The organism is Granulicella sp. L60 (assembly GCF_009765825.1).
Taxonomy (GTDB): Bacteria; Acidobacteriota; Terriglobia; order Terriglobales; family Acidobacteriaceae; genus Edaphobacter.
In genome coordinates, this window is record NZ_LMUR01000018.1 from 471,867 (window position 1) to 488,064 (window position 16,198).

At 59.1% G+C, this 16,198-nt stretch carries 17 protein-coding genes; 5 read left to right on the plus strand and 12 right to left on the minus strand.

Annotated elements, in window-relative coordinates; translation table 11 throughout:
• Positions 1 to 41: 41 nt before the first annotated feature.
• Positions 42 to 809, minus strand: a complete 768-nt coding sequence (locus tag GSQ82_RS12310; RefSeq protein WP_371417200.1) for a 2-keto-4-pentenoate hydratase — start codon at positions 807 to 809, stop codon at positions 42 to 44.
• A gap of 47 nt (positions 810 to 856) precedes the next feature.
• Positions 857 to 3,676 (minus strand): PIG-L family deacetylase, encoded by a 2,820-nt coding sequence (locus tag GSQ82_RS12315; protein ID WP_158792568.1) that lies wholly within the window; start codon positions 3,674 to 3,676, stop codon positions 857 to 859.
• 140 nt (positions 3,677 to 3,816) lie between these two features.
• Here GSQ82_RS12315 and GSQ82_RS12320 point away from each other — a divergent pair, with 140 nt between their 5' ends.
• Positions 3,817 to 4,527 (plus strand): GNAT family N-acetyltransferase, encoded by a 711-nt coding sequence (locus GSQ82_RS12320; protein ID WP_158792569.1) that lies wholly within the window; start codon positions 3,817 to 3,819, stop codon positions 4,525 to 4,527.
• On the opposite strand, the gene GSQ82_RS12325 is transcribed toward GSQ82_RS12320, so the two are convergent.
• Entirely contained in the window at positions 4,524 to 5,840 is a 1,317-nt protein-coding gene (locus tag GSQ82_RS12325) for an NCS2 family permease (protein ID WP_256370097.1), read from the minus strand. The two genes, GSQ82_RS12320 and GSQ82_RS12325, sit on opposite strands and share 4 nt — an antisense overlap.
• A 69-nt stretch (positions 5,841 to 5,909) precedes the next feature.
• Between GSQ82_RS12325 and GSQ82_RS12330 the strand changes: the two genes are divergently transcribed.
• Positions 5,910 to 6,416, plus strand: a complete 507-nt coding sequence (locus tag GSQ82_RS12330) for a cupin domain-containing protein (protein ID WP_158792570.1) — start codon at positions 5,910 to 5,912, stop codon at positions 6,414 to 6,416.
• Positions 6,417 to 6,472: 56 nt separating this feature from the next.
• On the opposite strand, the gene GSQ82_RS12335 is transcribed toward GSQ82_RS12330, so the two are convergent.
• Both GSQ82_RS12335 and pdxH read right to left on the minus strand, forming a co-directional pair.
• The gene (locus GSQ82_RS12335; RefSeq protein WP_158792571.1) at positions 6,473 to 7,687 is read right to left on the minus strand and encodes a Gfo/Idh/MocA family protein; all 1,215 of its coding nucleotides are present in this window, start codon (positions 7,685 to 7,687) and stop codon (positions 6,473 to 6,475) included.
• Between the two features lie 222 nt (positions 7,688 to 7,909).
• Positions 7,910 to 8,506 (minus strand): pyridoxamine 5'-phosphate oxidase, encoded by a 597-nt coding sequence (gene pdxH, locus GSQ82_RS12340; protein WP_158792572.1) that lies wholly within the window; start codon positions 8,504 to 8,506, stop codon positions 7,910 to 7,912.
• A 147-nt stretch (positions 8,507 to 8,653) separates the two neighbouring features.
• On the opposite strand from pdxH, the gene GSQ82_RS12345 reads away from it, so the two are divergent.
• Positions 8,654 to 9,811 carry a DUF2235 domain-containing protein gene (locus GSQ82_RS12345; protein ID WP_158792573.1) on the plus strand — a complete coding sequence of 386 codons (1,158 nt, stop codon included), beginning with the start codon at positions 8,654 to 8,656 and terminating at the stop codon, positions 9,809 to 9,811.
• Between the two features lie 89 nt (positions 9,812 to 9,900).
• Here GSQ82_RS12345 and GSQ82_RS12350 read toward each other — a convergent pair whose 3' ends face one another.
• From GSQ82_RS12350 to rplS, 3 genes are all read right to left on the minus strand, one after another.
• Positions 9,901 to 10,617, minus strand: coding sequence for a PIG-L deacetylase family protein (locus GSQ82_RS12350; protein ID WP_174243072.1), 717 nt, complete (start codon positions 10,615 to 10,617; stop codon positions 9,901 to 9,903).
• 5 nt (positions 10,618 to 10,622) lie between these two features.
• Entirely contained in the window at positions 10,623 to 11,387 is a 765-nt protein-coding gene (locus GSQ82_RS12355) for a ribonuclease HII (RefSeq protein ID WP_158792575.1), read from the minus strand.
• Positions 11,388 to 11,498: 111 nt separating this feature from the next.
• Positions 11,499 to 11,858, minus strand: a complete 360-nt coding sequence (gene rplS, locus GSQ82_RS12360; RefSeq protein WP_158792576.1) for a 50S ribosomal protein L19 — start codon at positions 11,856 to 11,858, stop codon at positions 11,499 to 11,501.
• A 155-nt stretch (positions 11,859 to 12,013) separates the two neighbouring features.
• Between rplS and GSQ82_RS12365 the strand changes: the two genes are divergently transcribed.
• Positions 12,014 to 12,538 carry a GNAT family N-acetyltransferase gene (locus tag GSQ82_RS12365; RefSeq protein ID WP_158792577.1) on the plus strand — a complete coding sequence of 175 codons (525 nt, stop codon included), beginning with the start codon at positions 12,014 to 12,016 and terminating at the stop codon, positions 12,536 to 12,538.
• A gap of 29 nt (positions 12,539 to 12,567) precedes the next feature.
• On the opposite strand, the gene trmD is transcribed toward GSQ82_RS12365, so the two are convergent.
• A complete protein-coding gene (trmD, locus tag GSQ82_RS12370; protein WP_158792578.1) occupies positions 12,568 to 13,383 on the minus strand; it encodes a tRNA (guanosine(37)-N1)-methyltransferase TrmD in 816 nt (271 codons plus the stop codon).
• Positions 13,384 to 13,541: 158 nt separating this feature from the next.
• On the opposite strand from trmD, the gene GSQ82_RS12375 reads away from it, so the two are divergent.
• The gene (locus GSQ82_RS12375; RefSeq protein WP_158792579.1) at positions 13,542 to 14,438 is read left to right on the plus strand and encodes a hypothetical protein; all 897 of its coding nucleotides are present in this window, start codon (positions 13,542 to 13,544) and stop codon (positions 14,436 to 14,438) included.
• Here the strand turns inward: GSQ82_RS12375 and rimM are convergent.
• The 3 genes from rimM to rpsP form a co-directional block, all read right to left on the minus strand.
• Positions 14,435 to 15,118, minus strand: a complete 684-nt coding sequence (rimM, locus tag GSQ82_RS12380) for a ribosome maturation factor RimM (RefSeq protein ID WP_254061608.1) — start codon at positions 15,116 to 15,118, stop codon at positions 14,435 to 14,437. The genes GSQ82_RS12375 and rimM overlap by 4 nt on opposite strands.
• A gap of 52 nt (positions 15,119 to 15,170) precedes the next feature.
• On the minus strand, positions 15,171 to 15,497 hold the full coding sequence (locus GSQ82_RS12385; RefSeq protein WP_158792580.1) for a KH domain-containing protein: 327 nt from the start codon (positions 15,495 to 15,497) through the stop codon (positions 15,171 to 15,173).
• A 280-nt stretch (positions 15,498 to 15,777) separates the two neighbouring features.
• On the minus strand, positions 15,778 to 16,026 hold the full coding sequence (gene rpsP / locus GSQ82_RS12390) for a 30S ribosomal protein S16 (protein WP_158792581.1): 249 nt from the start codon (positions 16,024 to 16,026) through the stop codon (positions 15,778 to 15,780).
• Positions 16,027 to 16,198: the final 172 nt, after the last annotated feature.

Below are 16,198 nucleotides of genomic sequence, written 5' to 3' on the forward strand. Positions count from 1 at the left end.
CGCGCATAGAAACGTTCCGCTCATCCGTCTACTGAAATCGTCTACTGAAATCTCAGATAAACATTACCTGCAGTCGAAAACGTAACCTTCGCGGTAGATCCCGAATTTGCCATCGTCGCACCGGTCCAGCTCCCTGTTGTCACCCACTGCCCAGCCTGCAGTCCCCCAGTTCGTGCAGCCCCCTCATTGGCGAGCCACGGCAGCAGCCGCATCAGGTCGCCTGACGTATTCGACCCCGTCCGCTCCACCCTAACCACACCATCCACGGCGATCACGACATGTTCGGTTTTGAAGTCGATCTTCTTCCAGTCATCGACCGCCGGACCATAGACAAATCCACCATGCATCTGCAGATCGCCGATCATGGATAGCCGTTCTATCGTAAGAGGCGTTTCGAAGCCACTCTCAAGCACCTCGATCGCTGGATGACAACTTGCAATCGCCTTCACGACTTCCTCCATCGTGTAAGGAGTAGCTCGTGGCGGCAGATCCTCCCCCATCCGAAACGCAATCTCCGACTCCAGACCACGCAGCCGCCGAACGCCTTCCATCGTCACCTCACTCGCCGCGATCCACGCCAGTGGCATCGGCGCAAACATCGGTGTCGCCTCAGCTGTGGGAGCACCCACCTTCCATCCGCCGATATCGCCATAGGCCGCGGCGATACGATCCTGCAGGAAATAGGCTTCCTCTAAACTCTCCGGCCGCAACTCCGCAGGTAGATCTGCAATCGGTGTCCCTGTCCGCCGTGCATCGAGCAGCAGGTCCGCCGCGTCCGTTAGCTGTTGTTCTCTGGCTCCAGTCATCATGTTTCCAGTGTCTCTCAACCCGACCGCTTCTGTCTCCCAGTCGAGCGCTACTTCAAGTCCCTGCTCTTTCCCAAACTCAACAGATTCGCAAACAACCGATAGGCTCCCGGCACACCCTCCGGCAGCTCACGATAGAGAGCAAAGGCCACATACACATAAACACCCTTGCCCGTCTTCGCCACCAGCAGGCCGCCCTTTTGCGGGTCCTGTCCCGGATCATGCGTCTCCAGCAGCGCCTGATACTGCGGATCCCAACTCTCCATGAAGCTGTGTCCACGTTCTTCCACCCACCCATCAAAGTCCCGCTCCGTAATCCTGTTCGGCCAGCTCAGCGCCGGACTCTCCGGCATCAGCAGTTTCACCGGCGCGGCCTCGTTCACCACCTTCTCTTCTTCCCCCAGCGAGTACGGATAAGGTCCATAGTCGAACGTCCCGCGGTTGTACTGAACAATCACCACGCCGCCGTTTCTCGCATACTTCAGCAACTGCCCATTCGCCGCCGCCAGTCCAGGATGCGCCGCATACGCCCGCACTCCAAGCACCACCACGTCATATCCCGACAGCTTGCCACCGGCCACATCATCCATCGTCAGCGTCGTCGCATGCACCCCAAGGTTTTCAAGCGAGGCCTGCACCTCGTCCCCCGTCCCTGGCAGATATCCCACCTTCAATCCCGGCGCGACTTTCACATCCACGCCTCGCGCCTTATAGGTGGCCGGTCTGTAAAGATTCGCCGGCAACACCCCCGCGTACCCAACCGTCTCGTACCCCTCGCGATAGTCCTTACCCGCATAGGTAGCCACCGCCGTCATCGTATAAGCAGTCTCCGAGATCTTCTCCGGTGTCACCACAAACGGCACCTCAACCGAATCTCCGTCCTTCGCCAGCGAGAACTCTCCCCGCTCCGGTGAAGCCGTCCAACCCGGTGGCAGTTCCAGCTTTACCGTTCCAGCTGCCGGTCCCTTCACATTGCTCTTCACCTGCGCCGTCATCATCAGCGTCTTCTCGGTAAGCGGAACCACCCCAGCCGCCGGCGACACCTGCACCGAGATCGCCGGAGCAACCACCAGCGGCTCATACACCGTACCCTGTCCCGTCACGCGATGCAGCGTCTGCACCACCTGCCCCAGCCGCACCCCTACGCCGTCATAATCAACCGTCACCCACGCCGTCAAAGGAGGCAAGGGAAGCGAGGCATTCCGCATCGCCGGATCAGCCACATCATAGTAAGCCTGCTCGATCCCCGGCCGCGAAAAAGGAGGCCGTGTCGCCTTCGCATCCACAGGCAGCTTCACCGTGAAACGCACATCATCAGCCTTATCACCCGCTATCGTGACGTCTCCAGCTCTTGCGTCGGCTCTAGCAGAGGTCGCACCCGCGCTCGACTCCAGCCCCGAAGCCGTCACCTTTACCGGCACATTGCTTCCATTTACAACACGCACCTGTACCGCGAACGTCTGCCCCGGCACGGCAGTCACAAAGGTATCGTTGCCGTCGCCGATCCGAGCAAATGGCCCCGTCTCCGCCTTCCCCGCCACCTGCGCCCGCAGACTCAATCCCAACGCCTCCACCAGCGCATCATTGAACTGCACCCGCTTCACCCTAAGCTCATGCAGCACGTCGAACTTCTCTTGAGCTGCCAGTCCGCTCGCCTCTACCTTCGCAATCAACGCATCCGTAGCCTTCAACCCATCACTCAGAAACGGAGCAGTCTTCTCCGGCGCAGCAATCTTGTAACTCGCCATCGCCTGCTGCACCAACCCATCGATCTTCGCCAGGTCTTGCTTCAAAAATCTCGTCTCATCCGGAGCAAGCGAAGCAACTCCCGTCAGCGAAACATCCACGCCATCGAAGAAACTCTTCTCCTGCTCACCCGAAGAAACTCTAGACCCATACCGGTGATACGGCACATCGAACTCCCCCGCCGCCGGAATCCCCATCCCACCATTCTGCGTCTTCTGCTGCCCCAGCCCCAGCCGCCCAAACTGCAGATAGCTCATCCCCAGCACCGGGCTATAGTCACCCTCCGGCACCGTCACATTCGCCTTCGGAGACTCCGTCGTCCACACCTTCGTCACGTAGTTATAAAACCGTGCCGGCGCATACTTCCCCGTCGCATAGTCGTACATGCCCTTCTCCGATACAGAGAAGAACGGCACGCGCCCATACACCTTCAGCGGACTCCACGGCATCAGCCCCTGCGCAATCTGATCCGGAAAGACCTTCGGATCACCCGCCGCCTCAAACACCTCCTGCGCCATCTCACCCGAGACCTGGTGCTGCCCATGCCCGTCTGTAATCCCACCGATAAACACTGCCGTCACCACCAGCGGCCGATACAGCCTCACCGCCCGCACCGCGTCGTACAACACGCGATCGTGACCCCAGCTATCGAAGCTCTCCTCCTTCGTCTTCGAAAACCCGAAGTCCAGCTGCGTCCCCCACATCTGGTCGATCCCCATATACCGCCCAGCGGCCAACAGCTCCTGCGTCCTCACCAGCCCCAGCGCGTCGTCGAAGTCTCCCGACATCAGATTCTGCCCACCCTCGCCCCGGGTCAGCGTCATCATCGCAACATGCGCGCCCTGGCCTCGCGCTTCATACGTCAACATGCCGCCGTCCTCATCGTCAGGATGCGCCACAATCATCATCAGACTCGCGCGCGTCCGCAACTTCACCAAACTCTGCCAGAGCGCCGTAGCTCCCTCGTTCGCCGCGATCTCCCGCACCCCAACCGCAGCCCGAACCTGCTCTCCGGCCAGGTTCGCCGGATCCTGCAGCTTCTGCCCACCCACAGCCCCGCCCGACATTGCAAGCGCCACTGCCGTAACCGCACCCAGGCCCGTAAAACTCCGCATAATCGTCATTAACCTCTAATCTCTCACACCATTCCCCCTGAATCACCCTCAAATCCGCAATCTTAAGCAACAAAGAATCAGGCTCAAGCCACAACAACCCAGGTAGCTCATTCGTAGATAAGAGCTCTCGCTGGGATATGGTTTTAAAGATGACAGACCTGCCCGAGAGTCTCTTCGCAAATCCGGTTTGGAGCGCCCTTCACAGCGTGCACCGCCGCTTTGCCATCTCGTCCGGAGAAGCCTCTCGCTATCCCGCCGATGTTTCACCCTTCGCCGCAGTCGCCACGCCAGGCGCCGCCGCGCTCGAGCAGCTTGCCTCGCTCCTCGTGCCGGAAGAGTCGGTCTGGGTCGTCGCTGAAAGCCTTCCCGAAGTACCGAGCCTTCGCTTCAAGACAAAACTCGAATGCCTGCAGATGGTCTTACCCGAGGACATGAATCTTCCAGCACCATCCATCGACATCGTTCCCCTGTCCAACAGTGACGCCCCGGCGATGGTCGCCCTCACCGACGCCGCATTCCCCGGTTTCTTCCGCATCCGCACCTGCGAGATGGGTTCCTACTACGGAATCCGATCCGGCGGAGAGCTGATCGCAATGGGGGGCGAGCGTCTCATGCTCGATGGCTACCCGGAGATCAGCGGCATCTGCACCCATCCTGAACATCGCGGAAAAGGATACGCAGAAGCAATCATCTGGCACATCGCGCGTGCCCATCGACGCAACGACCTCGTCTCCTGGCTGCATGTAGCCTCACCCAACGAACGCGCCATCAGGCTCTACAGCAGGATGGGCTTCGTCGAATCCCGCAGGATCATGCTGCATCGCCTGTCGCTCAAAGCGGAATCAGACAATAACGCTTAGTGCTTAGCGATGTAGATGAAGCGCAACAGAAAGAGCGTAGCAAGAAGATAGAGCATCCAGTCCTTGCGTTGCGCCCTCCCCGTAATCACCTGCAACAGTGCATAGCTGGTGAGCCCAAAGCTGAGACCGTCGGCGATCGACCACGTAAGCGGAATCGTTGCAACCGTCAGAAACGCCGGAATGCCGATCTGCGGGTCATCCCACTCGATCGTGCCAAGTCCAGTGAGCATAAGTCCGCCAACCAGAATCAGCGCGGGCGCAGTGGCGAATGTAGGGATAGGTCCCACCAGTGGAGCTACAAAGAGAGCGCAGAAAAAAAGAAGGCCTGTGACGATTGCAGTCACGCCCGTGCGCCCTCCCGCAGCCACACCCGCGGATGATTCGATATAGCTGGTCACCGTACTCGTTCCGGTCAGCGAGCCCAGGATAGTCGCAGTAGCATCCGCAAAGAAGATGCGGTTGAGCCGGGGGATCGTATGATCCGGCGCAATCAAACCAGCGCGCTGCGTAACAGCAACCAGCGTGCCGATATTGTCGAAGAGATCGACAAACAGAAAGACGAAGATAATCTCGAACCCGCCAATGCGCAGCGCTCCGGGTATATCAAGATGAAAGGCCGTCGCCTTGATTGCAGAAAGATGGTACGGCTCAGGCTGCCAGTGAACCTGGTGGCACAGCACCCCAAGAAAAGTAGTCGCCAGCACTCCGATCAACATCGAAGCCCGGATACGCAATACCTGCAGCACCGCGATGAGCAGCAGCCCAAAGATCGCAAGCGCAGTCTGCGGAGCACGAAGGTTTCCCAGCGTTACCGTGGTCGCGACACTAGGTACGATGATGCCAGCATTTCGGAAACCGATAAAGGCGATGAATAGTCCAATGCCTCCTCCAACCGCAGCATGAAGCTGATGCGGAATCGCAGCCACTAGCCGCTGCCGAATCCCCGAAAAGGTGAGCGCAAGAAAAATAACTCCAGACAGAAAGACAGCGCCCAGCGCAGTCTGCCACGGCACACCCATCCCCTTCACGACGGTATAGGTGAAGTACGCGTTGAGCCCCATGCCGGGAGCCAGCGCCAGCGGATAGTTCGCAGCCGCTCCCATCAGGATGCTGCCGAACGCTGCGCACAGGCACGTAGCAGCGGTCACCGCCGCAAGCGGCATACCCGTCTCCGACAGAATCGCCGGATTCACGAAGATGATGTACGCCATCGTGATAAACGTAGTGAGGCCGGCAAGGATCTCGGTACGCCAGTTCGTGTCGTGTGCGGAGAAGCCGAAGTACTGTTCCAGGCGTATGCGAATGGGTGTCAGGTCGGGCTCCTGTTCAGCGCGGAAACTAAAATGGGTGGAGTAGCTACAGCATAGCCTGAGAGGAACGGAATGACTGCCGAGGATGTGAAGAAATTATTAGGGCTGCAGCCGCACCCGCGCGAAGGCGGATGGTACGTGCGAACCTACGAGTCTGCGGAAACAGTATCACCCAAGGCCTTCAGCGATAGCCGGTACGAAGGCCCGCGACGCACCGGAACCGCAATCTACTACCTGCTCGAACCCGGAACCTTCAGTGAGATGCATCGCCTAAAAAGCGACGAGGTCTTCCACTTCTACGCAGGCGACGCAGTAGAGATGCTGCAACTGTTTCCAGATGGAAAAGGAGCAACCGTGATCATCGGCAACAACCTGCTGCGTGGTCAAAGGCCGCAGATCGTGGTGCCGCGCAACATCTGGCAAGGCTCCAGACTGGCCGATGGCGGCCAATGGGCTCTCCTCGGCTGCACGGTTAACCCAGGCTTCGAGTTTGAAGACTACGAGTCCGGCCAGCGCACGGAGTTATGCTCTGCATGGCCAGAGTTCGCCGAAAAGGTTACGCTGCTCACGCGCGACTAAGCGTAAGCAGCGTTCACAAAAGTATCGTTCGCAAAAGCTACAACGCCGTCAGCAAACTAAGCCTTCAGCGTCACATGCGTAGCGTGCATCTGAGCCTTGATCACCAGCTCCGCCGCCAGTAGACACTGCGCCTGGTCCTGCGCAACGTGCGTCCTGTTCACGATATCCGCAATGAACTGCTGCCCAAACGGAAGCGTTAGGTTATTGCAGTCGATATACCGAGCCTGCTTGCCGTCCACAATAAACAGATTGTTCCCCTGCTTCTTCACCGCGACGTCCGTGTACTTCCTGACCTCGATGTAACCCTCAGTCCCAAGAATGAACAACCGCCCGTCACCCCACGTCCCCAGGCCATCCGGAGTAAACCAGTCCAGCCGAACATAACCGAACCCGCGATCTCCGCGCAGCATCATGTCGCCGAAGTCTTGAAACTTCGGCCGCTGCGGATGCGCCACATTTGCAATCTGCGAAGCCACCACCTGCGCCTCGGTCGAGTTCGTGTAATACAGAAACTGGTCCACCTGATGCGATCCGATGTCGCACAGAATCCCCCCATAAAGCTCCGGATCCCAGAACCACTCCGGCCGCCCGGTTCCTCCGCCCGCATCGCCATGCCCTTGCGTAATCTGGTGCGGCGCGATGTTGATCGTCTGAATCACCCTTCCAATCGCACCCGCATGCACAAGCTCCCCAGCCTTCACTGCAGCCTTCACCTCCAGCCGCTCGCTGTACATAATGCCGTAGATTCTATGCGTCTCTGCAATCGTCTTGCGCACCGCCGCCAGCTGTTCCAGCGTCGTAATCCCCGGCTTGTCGCTCAGATAATCCTTGCCATGCTTCATCACGCGCACACCCAGCGGCGCCCGCTGATTCGCAATCGCCGAACTCAGCACCAACTGGATCGAAGCATCGTTGAGAATCTCATCCTCACTCCCCACCATCTTCACATCCGGATACCGCTTCTTGAACGCGGCAATCTTGTCCGGCTCCGCTCCATACGCCGCGACCATCACGCCGCCGCCGCGCTGCATCGCTCCGATCATCCCGTAGATATGGTCGTGCGCCATGCCGCACACCGCAAACTTCACCGTATACTTAGGCGCCGTCTCCGCATCTTGATTCGGCTGCGCTGACTCATACGTCACGCGTGGGTCTCCCGGCTCCATCCCCAGCGCCGCGCTGGAGAGTCCCGTCAGCATACCGGCTGAACCAAGCACTCCGCCCGCCGCGCTCTTAAGAAACGCCCGCCGTCCAATCGTATCTTCACTCATTGTCATCTCCTGTGCTTCGCAGCGCCGAAATCCATTTCATTCTTGGTCCAAACAAAATACTTCCTTCGTATAACTCTTTGCAAGTCCGTGCTAAATCTACTAGCACCTCAGCGCCCGTTTCTTCACGGTTTGAGCCTCGAAGATTATCGAAGCCTACACTTCACTTAAATGCTATTCACGACAGCCGCTCATTGCAAACGTTGGTGGACACAGATCCCCGCATCACGGGTAGAGTCGCTCCTTGCTCCACGCATCTCCCCGTCGCTCAAACACAAATCTGTCGTGCAACCGCGCATCTCCATCCATCCAGAACTCGATCCGCTCCGGCAACAGCACATAACCCCGCCAGTACGCAGGCCGCGGAATCTCACAGGGAAACTCCTCCTCCAACTTCCTCACGCGAGCCTCCAGCACCTCGCGCCCAGCCAGCACGCGGCTCTGTTGCGATGCCACCGCTCCAAGCTGGCTCGCTCTCGACCGGCTGTGAAAGTAAGCCTCCGCGTCTTCCCCCGGCAGCTCCCTCACGAGCCCGGAGATCCGTACCTGCCGACGCAGCGACTTCCAATGAAAGCACATCGCCGCTCTCGGATTTTCAGCCAGCTCCAACCCCTTCTGGCTCTCGGCATTCGTATAGAACGCGAACCCCCGCGCGTCTGCCCGCTTCATCAGTACCATACGCACACTCGGCATACCATCCGCCGTAGCAGTCGCCAGCGCCACCGCATTCGGATCGTTCACCTCACTTACTACAGCCTCTTTCATCCACGTATCGAACAACGCCATCGGTTCAACGGCAGCCTCAGCTTCGGTCCCATCCATAACCAACATCTCCCATTCGTCTGATTCGTCTAAGTCTATAGACGCAAAACAGCCAACAGGCGCGAAGCCCGGCTGAAAAAGAAATCCCTTCCTTCCCGTCTCATCACCATCTATGATTCGACGACCGAGAGCTAAAGGGAGATCTTCATGGCGAAGAACATCGTCATCTGCTGTGACGGCACCGGCAACGAGTACTGCGATCACAACTCCAACGTCGTGCAGCTCTACAAAGCCATCATCGTCGACGGCAAACGACAGGTCGCCTACTACCATCCGGGCCTCGGCACAGAAGGCTCTCCCACCGCCTCCAACAAGCTCAGCGAAGTCCTCTCCGTCGTCGCCGGCCTCGCCTTTGGAGAAGGCATCCTGCTCTACATCTCCGACGCCTACCGCTATCTGATGAACGTCTACGAAGAGGGCGATAAGGTCTACCTCTTCGGCTTCAGCAGGGGAGCCTACACCGTCCGCGCCCTCGCCGGAGTCCTGCAGATGTTCGGGCTGCTCTGCCCCGGCAACGACGGCCTCATCTCCTACATCGTCAGGATGTACGCCAAGCGGTCCCGCGAAGCCGACGGCATGACCAAAACATTCGAGGTCGCCTCGGGATTCAAGAGCACATTCTGCCGCCCCTGCCCGCTCCACCTCGTCGGAGTGTGGGACACCGTCAGCTCCGTCGGATGGATCTGGGATCCACTCAAACTCCCCTACACCGCACGCAACCCCGACATGGCCCACGGCCGCCACGCCATCTCCATCGACGAGCGCCGCTGCTCCTTCCGCAACAACCTCTGGGGCGCGCCATTCCCCGGCCAGGACATCAAGCAGGTGTGGTTCACCGGGGTCCACTCCGACATCGGAGGCTCCTACGCCGCCACCGAAGCCGGCCTCTCGCAGATCGCCCTGCAATGGATGCTGTGCGAAGCCGTCTCGCTCGGTCTCCTCGTCGACCCCCAACGCGCCAATCAGGTTCTCGGCAGAGGTCCCTCCCCCGCCATCGTCGCTCCCAATCCCGCGCAGCCCGAGCACAACTCCCTCAAGGGCGCTTGGTGGATCCTCGAAATCTTTCCCCACTCGTACTTCGACTCGGTCGAGAAGAGGAAGCGATGGCGCATCCCGAGGGGAGCCCCAAGAACCATCCCGCCCGACTCAGTCTTTCACGAGAGCGTCTGGAAGAAGATCTCTACCGACCTCAACTACCGCCCAAAAAATCTTCCCTCGGACTTCCTCACCAACCCGGTCTGGAAGACAAGCGCGGAGCCAGACGCCGCCTGCATCTTCCCCGAAAAAGCTCCTGATCTTCTCTGAGACTCTTGAAGAGGAACGAACGAAAAGATAGAACCGTTCCTCTTCGAAGGGCTAATTCAAAGGAAGAACAGCGAAATGTCTGTCGAGAACTACCCGTCCAGTCCTTCAAACAGATCCGTACCCATCCGCGCCGCCTGCGGCTCCATCGCCGCCACCAACGCATAGCGCTCGTCGTCTCCATGTTCTTCGAAGACCATCTTCACCTTCTCCATCAGCGGAGCCTGTGAGACATGCATCAGAAACGCCTTCAGCTTGCGCTCCTTCGCCGATCGAATATCTAAAACGACCGTCCACGGAATCCTCATCGCCGGTGGCCTGCCCGGAATCGAAAAATCAGCACTCAGGTAATAAAGCCGCTTAGCCTTGTGCAGCTTCGTCGCATCCGGATAGCGCTTCGCCTGTCCCGCCCAGTGAAACGCCGCCGTCGTCAGCATCGAAGCCATCATGTGGTCAGGATGCGAGTTCTGTCCGCCATCGCCGCCAAACGTAATCACCACATCCGGACGAAACCGCTGCATCCGCTCCACCAGCCTGCCCACCGCAACCGAGAACTCGGCAAACTCTAGCTGAGCATCCTGATAGTCCAACAGCTCATACTCGGTCACGCCCAGCACCTCGCACGACGCGCGAAACTCCTCGCGGCGCATCGCCCCCAGCGCCTCGCCCGAAGCCGCATCCCCACGATTGGTCGCCGCTTGCCCATCTGTCAGGCAGACCACATACGTCTCGATCCCACGATCCGCAGCCAGCGCCAGCGCTCCGCCAAACCCAAAACACTCATCATCCGGATGAGCGACCACACACATCAACCTCAAGCCCACTCTGCCCCCTCAAGATCAGCCTCATCAAACAGCAGCTCAGCCGAGACCACCTCTTCCATCACCGCATCCGGATCGACCCCGCGCACCGGCGCGAAGCTCCTGCGATGCAGCGCACACGGCCCCATCTCCGCCAGCGCCCTGCGATGTTCCGGCGTGCCATATCCCTTGTGCGATGCCAGTCCGTACCCCGGATGCACCTCATCCAGCTCCCGCATCAACGCGTCCCGATGTACCTTCGCCACCACCGAAGCCGCTGCAATCGAAAGGCTAAGCGAATCCCCATAGATCAGCTTCGTCTGTTTGCAAGGATGATCCAACCTCATCGCATCGATCAGCAGATGGTCCGGCTCCACCAGCAGCCCACACACCGCCTGCAGCATCGCAATGCGCGTCGCCTGGTAGATATTCACCCGATCGATCGTCTCCGCATCCACCTCTGCCACGCAGATCGCAATCGCCATCCCGCGTATCTGCAGGTCAAGCGACTCCCGCTCCTCGCGCGTCAGTTGTTTGGAGTCCTTCAACCCCGCGCCCGCAAGTTCGTCCATGTACTCCGGCAGAATCACCGCTGCCGCCACCACCGGCCCAAACAGCGCCCCACGCCCCACCTCATCCACACCAGCAATACGCTGAAATCCGTAGTACCGCAACGCCTGCTCCGGCGCATCGCTGCACACAAGCTGCCTCAGCATGCGCTGCTTGGCGGTGTTTGCGGTCACGGTTCGCGCAGCGCGTGGGTAGGGAGTCGAAGCCATTGCTCTTCCAGTCGAGTGTAAACCCGGCGCGCAGAACGAAGCCACGACCGGAGTCGTGGCTTCGTGGAAAACGTGGAACGAATAAAAGAATGAAAGCAGGGAAGCGAAGGCTTACTTGGTGGCGCGCTCAACCTCGCGCAGACGAGCGGCCTTACCGCGCAGACCGCGCAGGTAAAACAGCTTCGAACGGCGAACCTGGTACGAGCGAACCTTCTCGACCTTATCGACGACCTTGGAGTTGTAAGGGAAGATGCGCTCGACGCCCTGGCCGAAGCTCATCTTGCGAACCGTGAACGAGCCCTGTGCGCCCTTGCGGCATGCGATAACCATACCCTCAAACGCCTGCAGACGCTCTTTCTCGCCTTCACGAATCTTTACTTGCACACGAACTGTATCGCCAGGGGCGAACGCGGGTAAATCGGTCCGCTCGAACTTCGCGGCCAGCTTCTGCATAATCGGATGAATGGACATGACACAACTTTCCTATGTTGGACTCGTCTTTCAGTGTACACCAAAACACCATTTCAGAGCACGTAAATCGATGCCGCACCATCTCCAGACGCCAACGGCCAACCGCCAGCCCACGCAGACGACACCAGCTATCATCTTCCCATAAACTACTGCCAATGCTCCTCAAACCCGCCGTCGAAGCCGACTATCCCGAAGTCGTGGAACTCGCCAACATCGCCTTTCGCGGCACAGGCCCGTCCGCAAGCTGGAACACCGAAGCAGACTTCATCACCGGCCAACGCCTCACCGAGCCTCTGCTCAGAGAAGACCTCACCGCAAAGCCCCACGCCCAACTCCTCCTCCAACGTGACGCCCCCGGCCAACCCCTCCTCGGATCCGTCTGGCTCGAACCCAGGGACGACCACACTTGGTACCTCGGCCTCCTCACCATCCGTCCCGATCAGCAGAACCGGCAACTCGGCCGCACCCTTCTCGCCGACGCAGAGTCTTTCGCAAAGCAAGCGGGTGCCCAGCGCATCCGCATGACCGTCGTCAACGTTCGTGACACACTCATCGCCTGGTACCAACGGCGCGGATACGCTCTAACCGGCGAGACCGCCCCCTTTCCCTACGGAGACGAGCGCTTCGGCAAACCTCTACGCGACGACCTCCACTTCGTCGTCCTCGAAAAACCCCTCTAGCTCAGCGAACCATTCGTCCCTGCGCGAAACTACTCCTGATACCCACGCAGCTCCGCCAGAATCTCCCGATCCTCCTCACTGATCTCCATCTTCTCCAGCAAGTCCGGACGATTCTCCAGCGTCTTCTTCAACGCCATCCTCCTCCGCCATCGCCGAATCACCTCATGATTTCCCCCCGCCAGGGCCTCCGGAATCATCACCCCCATAAAATCCGCAGGCCGCGTGTAGTGCGGATAGTCCAGCAGCCCTCCCGATCCATACGTCGAACGCGGCGGCCCATCCCCCACGCCATCCTCCGCGCCGCCGTCCTCCGCACCAAAGCTCTCAAACCGCGATGAGTCCGGATTCCCTAGCGCTCCCGGCAGCAGACGCACCACCGCATCCACAATCACCGCAGCCGCCAGCTCCCCACCCGAGAGCACATAGTCTCCAATCGAAATCTCGCGGTCGCACATCAACTCGTTCACGCGCTCATCCACACCCTCATAACGCCCGCAGATAATCACCACCCGCTCTGTCTCCGCCAGCTCCTGCGCCACCGCCTGACTGAACGGCTGCCCCTGCGCCGACAGCAGAATCACCGTCTCCTTCGTCCGTTGCCGGTCACCCTTCGCAGCGATGTTCAGCGTCTGCACCGCATCGTAGATCGGCTGCGCCTTCAGCACCATCCCCTCGCCGCCGCCAAACGGCCGATCGTCCACCGTGCGATGGCGGTCGTGCGTGAAGCTGCGCAGATCGTGCGTCGCAATCTCCACCAGCCCCGCAACGCGCGCGCGTTTCAGAATGCCGTAGTCAAAAGGTCCAGCGAAAAAATCAGGAAAGATCGTAAGAATATCGAAGTGCATAGGTAAGGTCAGTCAGCTCTTTCAACGCCGCAGACTGCACGATATCACTTAGAAGTTGTAGAGCACTGCACCTATATTCCACAAAAAAGATCAGTGCGATGCTCTACCCTTAAATCACGATGTTCCGACCCCGCAACGCGAGTGAAAAGGTAAACAGAATGCTTCCGGTAAAACTCGCAGCGGCCCATCTTCTTGCGTTGATTCTGCTCTGCGGCATCGCTCCCGCGCAGCAGATCGCATCATCATCAAATCTTCCCGCATCGCCCCAGCCACAGCCCACCCTCTACGCAAAGCTCGACCCCGCATCGCCCTTCACCCTCGACGAACCCGCGCCCAACTCCTCCAGCGGCCATCACTATGTACGCAGCGTCCCAGGGCCACTCGCAGCGCTGGAGCAGGAAGAGAGCATCCCCTTCCACTCCATCACCATCGGTCTTGCGGCCAGCACCCTCGGAGCCGGCATCGAATTCGCGACACCCGTCGCGTTCAACTTCAAACTCCGCTCCAGCGTCAACGTCCTCACCTTCGCCCTGCCATTCACCATCCACGGCGTCAACTATGCCTCCGACTTCCACTTCAAATCCGACGCCACCACTCTCGACTGGTATCCAAAACACGGTGGATTTCGCGTCAGCCCCGGCATCCTGTACTTCAAAAACTCCGCCAATGCCGTCGCCTCCGTCGGCCTCGGTCAGAACTTTGAGCTAGGCAGCCAGCCCTTCATCAACAGCGTCGACGACCCCGTCAACGGCACCATGTCCACCGTCTATCATCACGAGTTCGCACCCATGTTGACCTTCGGCTTCAGAAACATCGTCCCTTTTCTCGGCAGGCATATCTCGTTGCCGCTCGACTTTGGCCTCGCCTTCACAGGCGCTCCCCAGATCGTCGTCAACCTTACCGGAACCGCCTGCACCGATCAGGGCTGTGTCAGCTTCGCATCCAACTCCGAAGCACAGTCCAGCCTCAAGGCCGAGATCACCAGCCTCAACAACGATCTCAAAAGTTTTCCCGTCTACCCCATCGCCTCGTTGGGCTTCGCCTACCGCTTCTAACTCTTCCCGCTTCCGTTTCTCTCGTCCCCACCCGCACGATTGACCTCCACCAGGCCCTCCGGCAGCGCCATGTCGATCCGCTTCGCCTCCGTGTCCATCTGCACCAGAAACGTCTTCACAAACGGAATCAAAATCTCATCCCCGTTCGGCGAGATTACCTCCAGCAGAGGAGCCGCATCTTCCAGCCGCCTCCCCCCATCCGGCGTCATCGCAAACTGCACATCGTCCACCACCCCCACCAACACGCCGCCGTCATACACCGTGCAACCCACCAGCTCGCTGATGTAGACCGCCTCTTCGTCCAGTGGCAGCCGCTCCTCGCGAGGCACGATCACCTCCAGCCCCGCCAGTGTCTCCGCATCCGAGATCGTCTCCACGCCAGCAAACTGCAGCACGATCCGCCCATCGTTCTTTCCCACCGGCAGCCAGAACGCAATCACCTCCGCCGAGCGCGCCGCGGCTTCCTCCCCATCGAAGCCGGGCTTAGCCAGAAACACTCGCTTCTGTTCGTCGAAGCGTTCCGGGAAGTCAGTAAACAGCTCTGCAAGCACCTCACCCTTCCGGCCCTGGGGCCGAAGCAGATGTGCCAATACGATCCATGCGGGAGCACTTTGTGTCATAAGGAAGAGAGAGAAGCGGACGACGGAAGGGAGGCGACCGGCGAAAGAACCATGCGACAACCGGTCAGTCCGCCGTTAGCCAACCTATACGCAGTCTACAGATCGATAAAATCTACAGATCCGACTGCGCTACATCCGGTTGTTGCGTCGACGTTTCCGGCTCTTCCACAATATCAAGCGAGAAGCGATGCTTCAGCTTCATGCTGGCTGCGCTGAGAATGGTTCGCACCGACCGTGCTGTGCGCCCCTGTTTCCCAATCACCTTGCCGACATCGCCATGTGATACGCGTAGCCGGATCACGGTTCCGTCTCGGTCTTCAATGGCCTCGACAGAAACCTGGTCCGGATAATCCACCAGGGCACGGGCAATCTCAGTAATAAGGTCTGTCATGTTCTGCACAGGGCTGTTCCCTGTTTGCGACTGAATGGCCTGAGTCATCACACACCTTCTCGGTTTGAAATCGCGATGCGCCGCTCAAGCCTCTCCCCTTCGTCCCGTCGATGCGGGATCTTCTAGGTAGTGCTGAAACGAGCGACACGCCGGTCGTAGGGCTCCGGATCGAAACCCGGTCTTCCACTTTGCAGTTCGATGCAAGACGAGATGCAATACCAAGAAGTCTACGTGAAACTTTGCCCGGGCCATCCAGGAAGAACCAACAATGCCAGCTATCTTTGGGAACCGAAAAAGACGTTCCCAAAGTGCGAGAGGAGGTAACTTCTTAGGCGGCCGCTTCGATCTCAGCCGGCTTCTGTGCCATCAACTTCCCAACTCGTTCCGACAACTGGGCGCCATTGCTGGTCCAGTAGTCGATCCGGTCGCGCTTCAGATCGAAGGTCGCCGGGTTCGTGCGCGGATTGTAGGTTCCCACCACTTCGATCGAACGACCATTACGGGCGCGATCCTTCTCAATAACAACGATGCGATAGTGGGGCTGCTTACGCGCTCCAACGCGCGCCAAACGAATCATCAACACGGGCAATACCTTTCAAAACATGTTTTTTAGTGGGCTATCAACGGCACCGCCGGCAGGTTCCAATCCGGACAGAGGGCGAGATACAGAACCCAACAACTAAGTATGGCGGAAAATCGCCGTTTCTGCAATCAAATTAGCTCAAAAAGCTGTTTTCGTGGGTCAAAAA

What these genes read in the sequence shown, in the direction of transcription:
- GSQ82_RS12310 (WP_371417200.1), bottom strand. Translation starts at nt 809, where the DNA reads ATGATGACTGGAGCCAGAGAACAACAGCTAACGGACGCGGCGGACCTG.
- GSQ82_RS12315 (WP_158792568.1), bottom strand. Translation starts at nt 3,676, where the DNA reads ATGACGATTATGCGGAGTTTTACGGGCCTGGGTGCGGTTACGGCAGTG.
- GSQ82_RS12320 (WP_158792569.1), top strand. Translation starts at nt 3,817, where the DNA reads ATGACAGACCTGCCCGAGAGTCTCTTCGCAAATCCGGTTTGGAGCGCC.
- GSQ82_RS12330 (WP_158792570.1), top strand. Translation starts at nt 5,910, where the DNA reads ATGACTGCCGAGGATGTGAAGAAATTATTAGGGCTGCAGCCGCACCCG.
- GSQ82_RS12335 (WP_158792571.1), bottom strand. Translation starts at nt 7,687, where the DNA reads ATGAGTGAAGATACGATTGGACGGCGGGCGTTTCTTAAGAGCGCGGCG.
- pdxH (WP_158792572.1), bottom strand. Translation starts at nt 8,506, where the DNA reads ATGGATGGGACCGAAGCTGAGGCTGCCGTTGAACCGATGGCGTTGTTC.
- GSQ82_RS12345 (WP_158792573.1), top strand. Translation starts at nt 8,654, where the DNA reads ATGGCGAAGAACATCGTCATCTGCTGTGACGGCACCGGCAACGAGTAC.
- GSQ82_RS12350 (WP_174243072.1), bottom strand. Translation starts at nt 10,617, where the DNA reads ATGTGTGTGGTCGCTCATCCGGATGATGAGTGTTTTGGGTTTGGCGGA.
- GSQ82_RS12355 (WP_158792575.1), bottom strand. Translation starts at nt 11,387, where the DNA reads ATGGCTTCGACTCCCTACCCACGCGCTGCGCGAACCGTGACCGCAAAC.
- rplS (WP_158792576.1), bottom strand. Translation starts at nt 11,858, where the DNA reads ATGTCCATTCATCCGATTATGCAGAAGCTGGCCGCGAAGTTCGAGCGG.
- GSQ82_RS12365 (WP_158792577.1), top strand. Translation starts at nt 12,014, where the DNA reads ATGCTCCTCAAACCCGCCGTCGAAGCCGACTATCCCGAAGTCGTGGAA.
- trmD (WP_158792578.1), bottom strand. Translation starts at nt 13,383, where the DNA reads ATGCACTTCGATATTCTTACGATCTTTCCTGATTTTTTCGCTGGACCT.
- GSQ82_RS12375 (WP_158792579.1), top strand. Translation starts at nt 13,542, where the DNA reads ATGCTTCCGGTAAAACTCGCAGCGGCCCATCTTCTTGCGTTGATTCTG.
- GSQ82_RS12385 (WP_158792580.1), bottom strand. Translation starts at nt 15,497, where the DNA reads ATGACTCAGGCCATTCAGTCGCAAACAGGGAACAGCCCTGTGCAGAAC.
- rpsP (WP_158792581.1), bottom strand. Translation starts at nt 16,026, where the DNA reads ATGATTCGTTTGGCGCGCGTTGGAGCGCGTAAGCAGCCCCACTATCGC.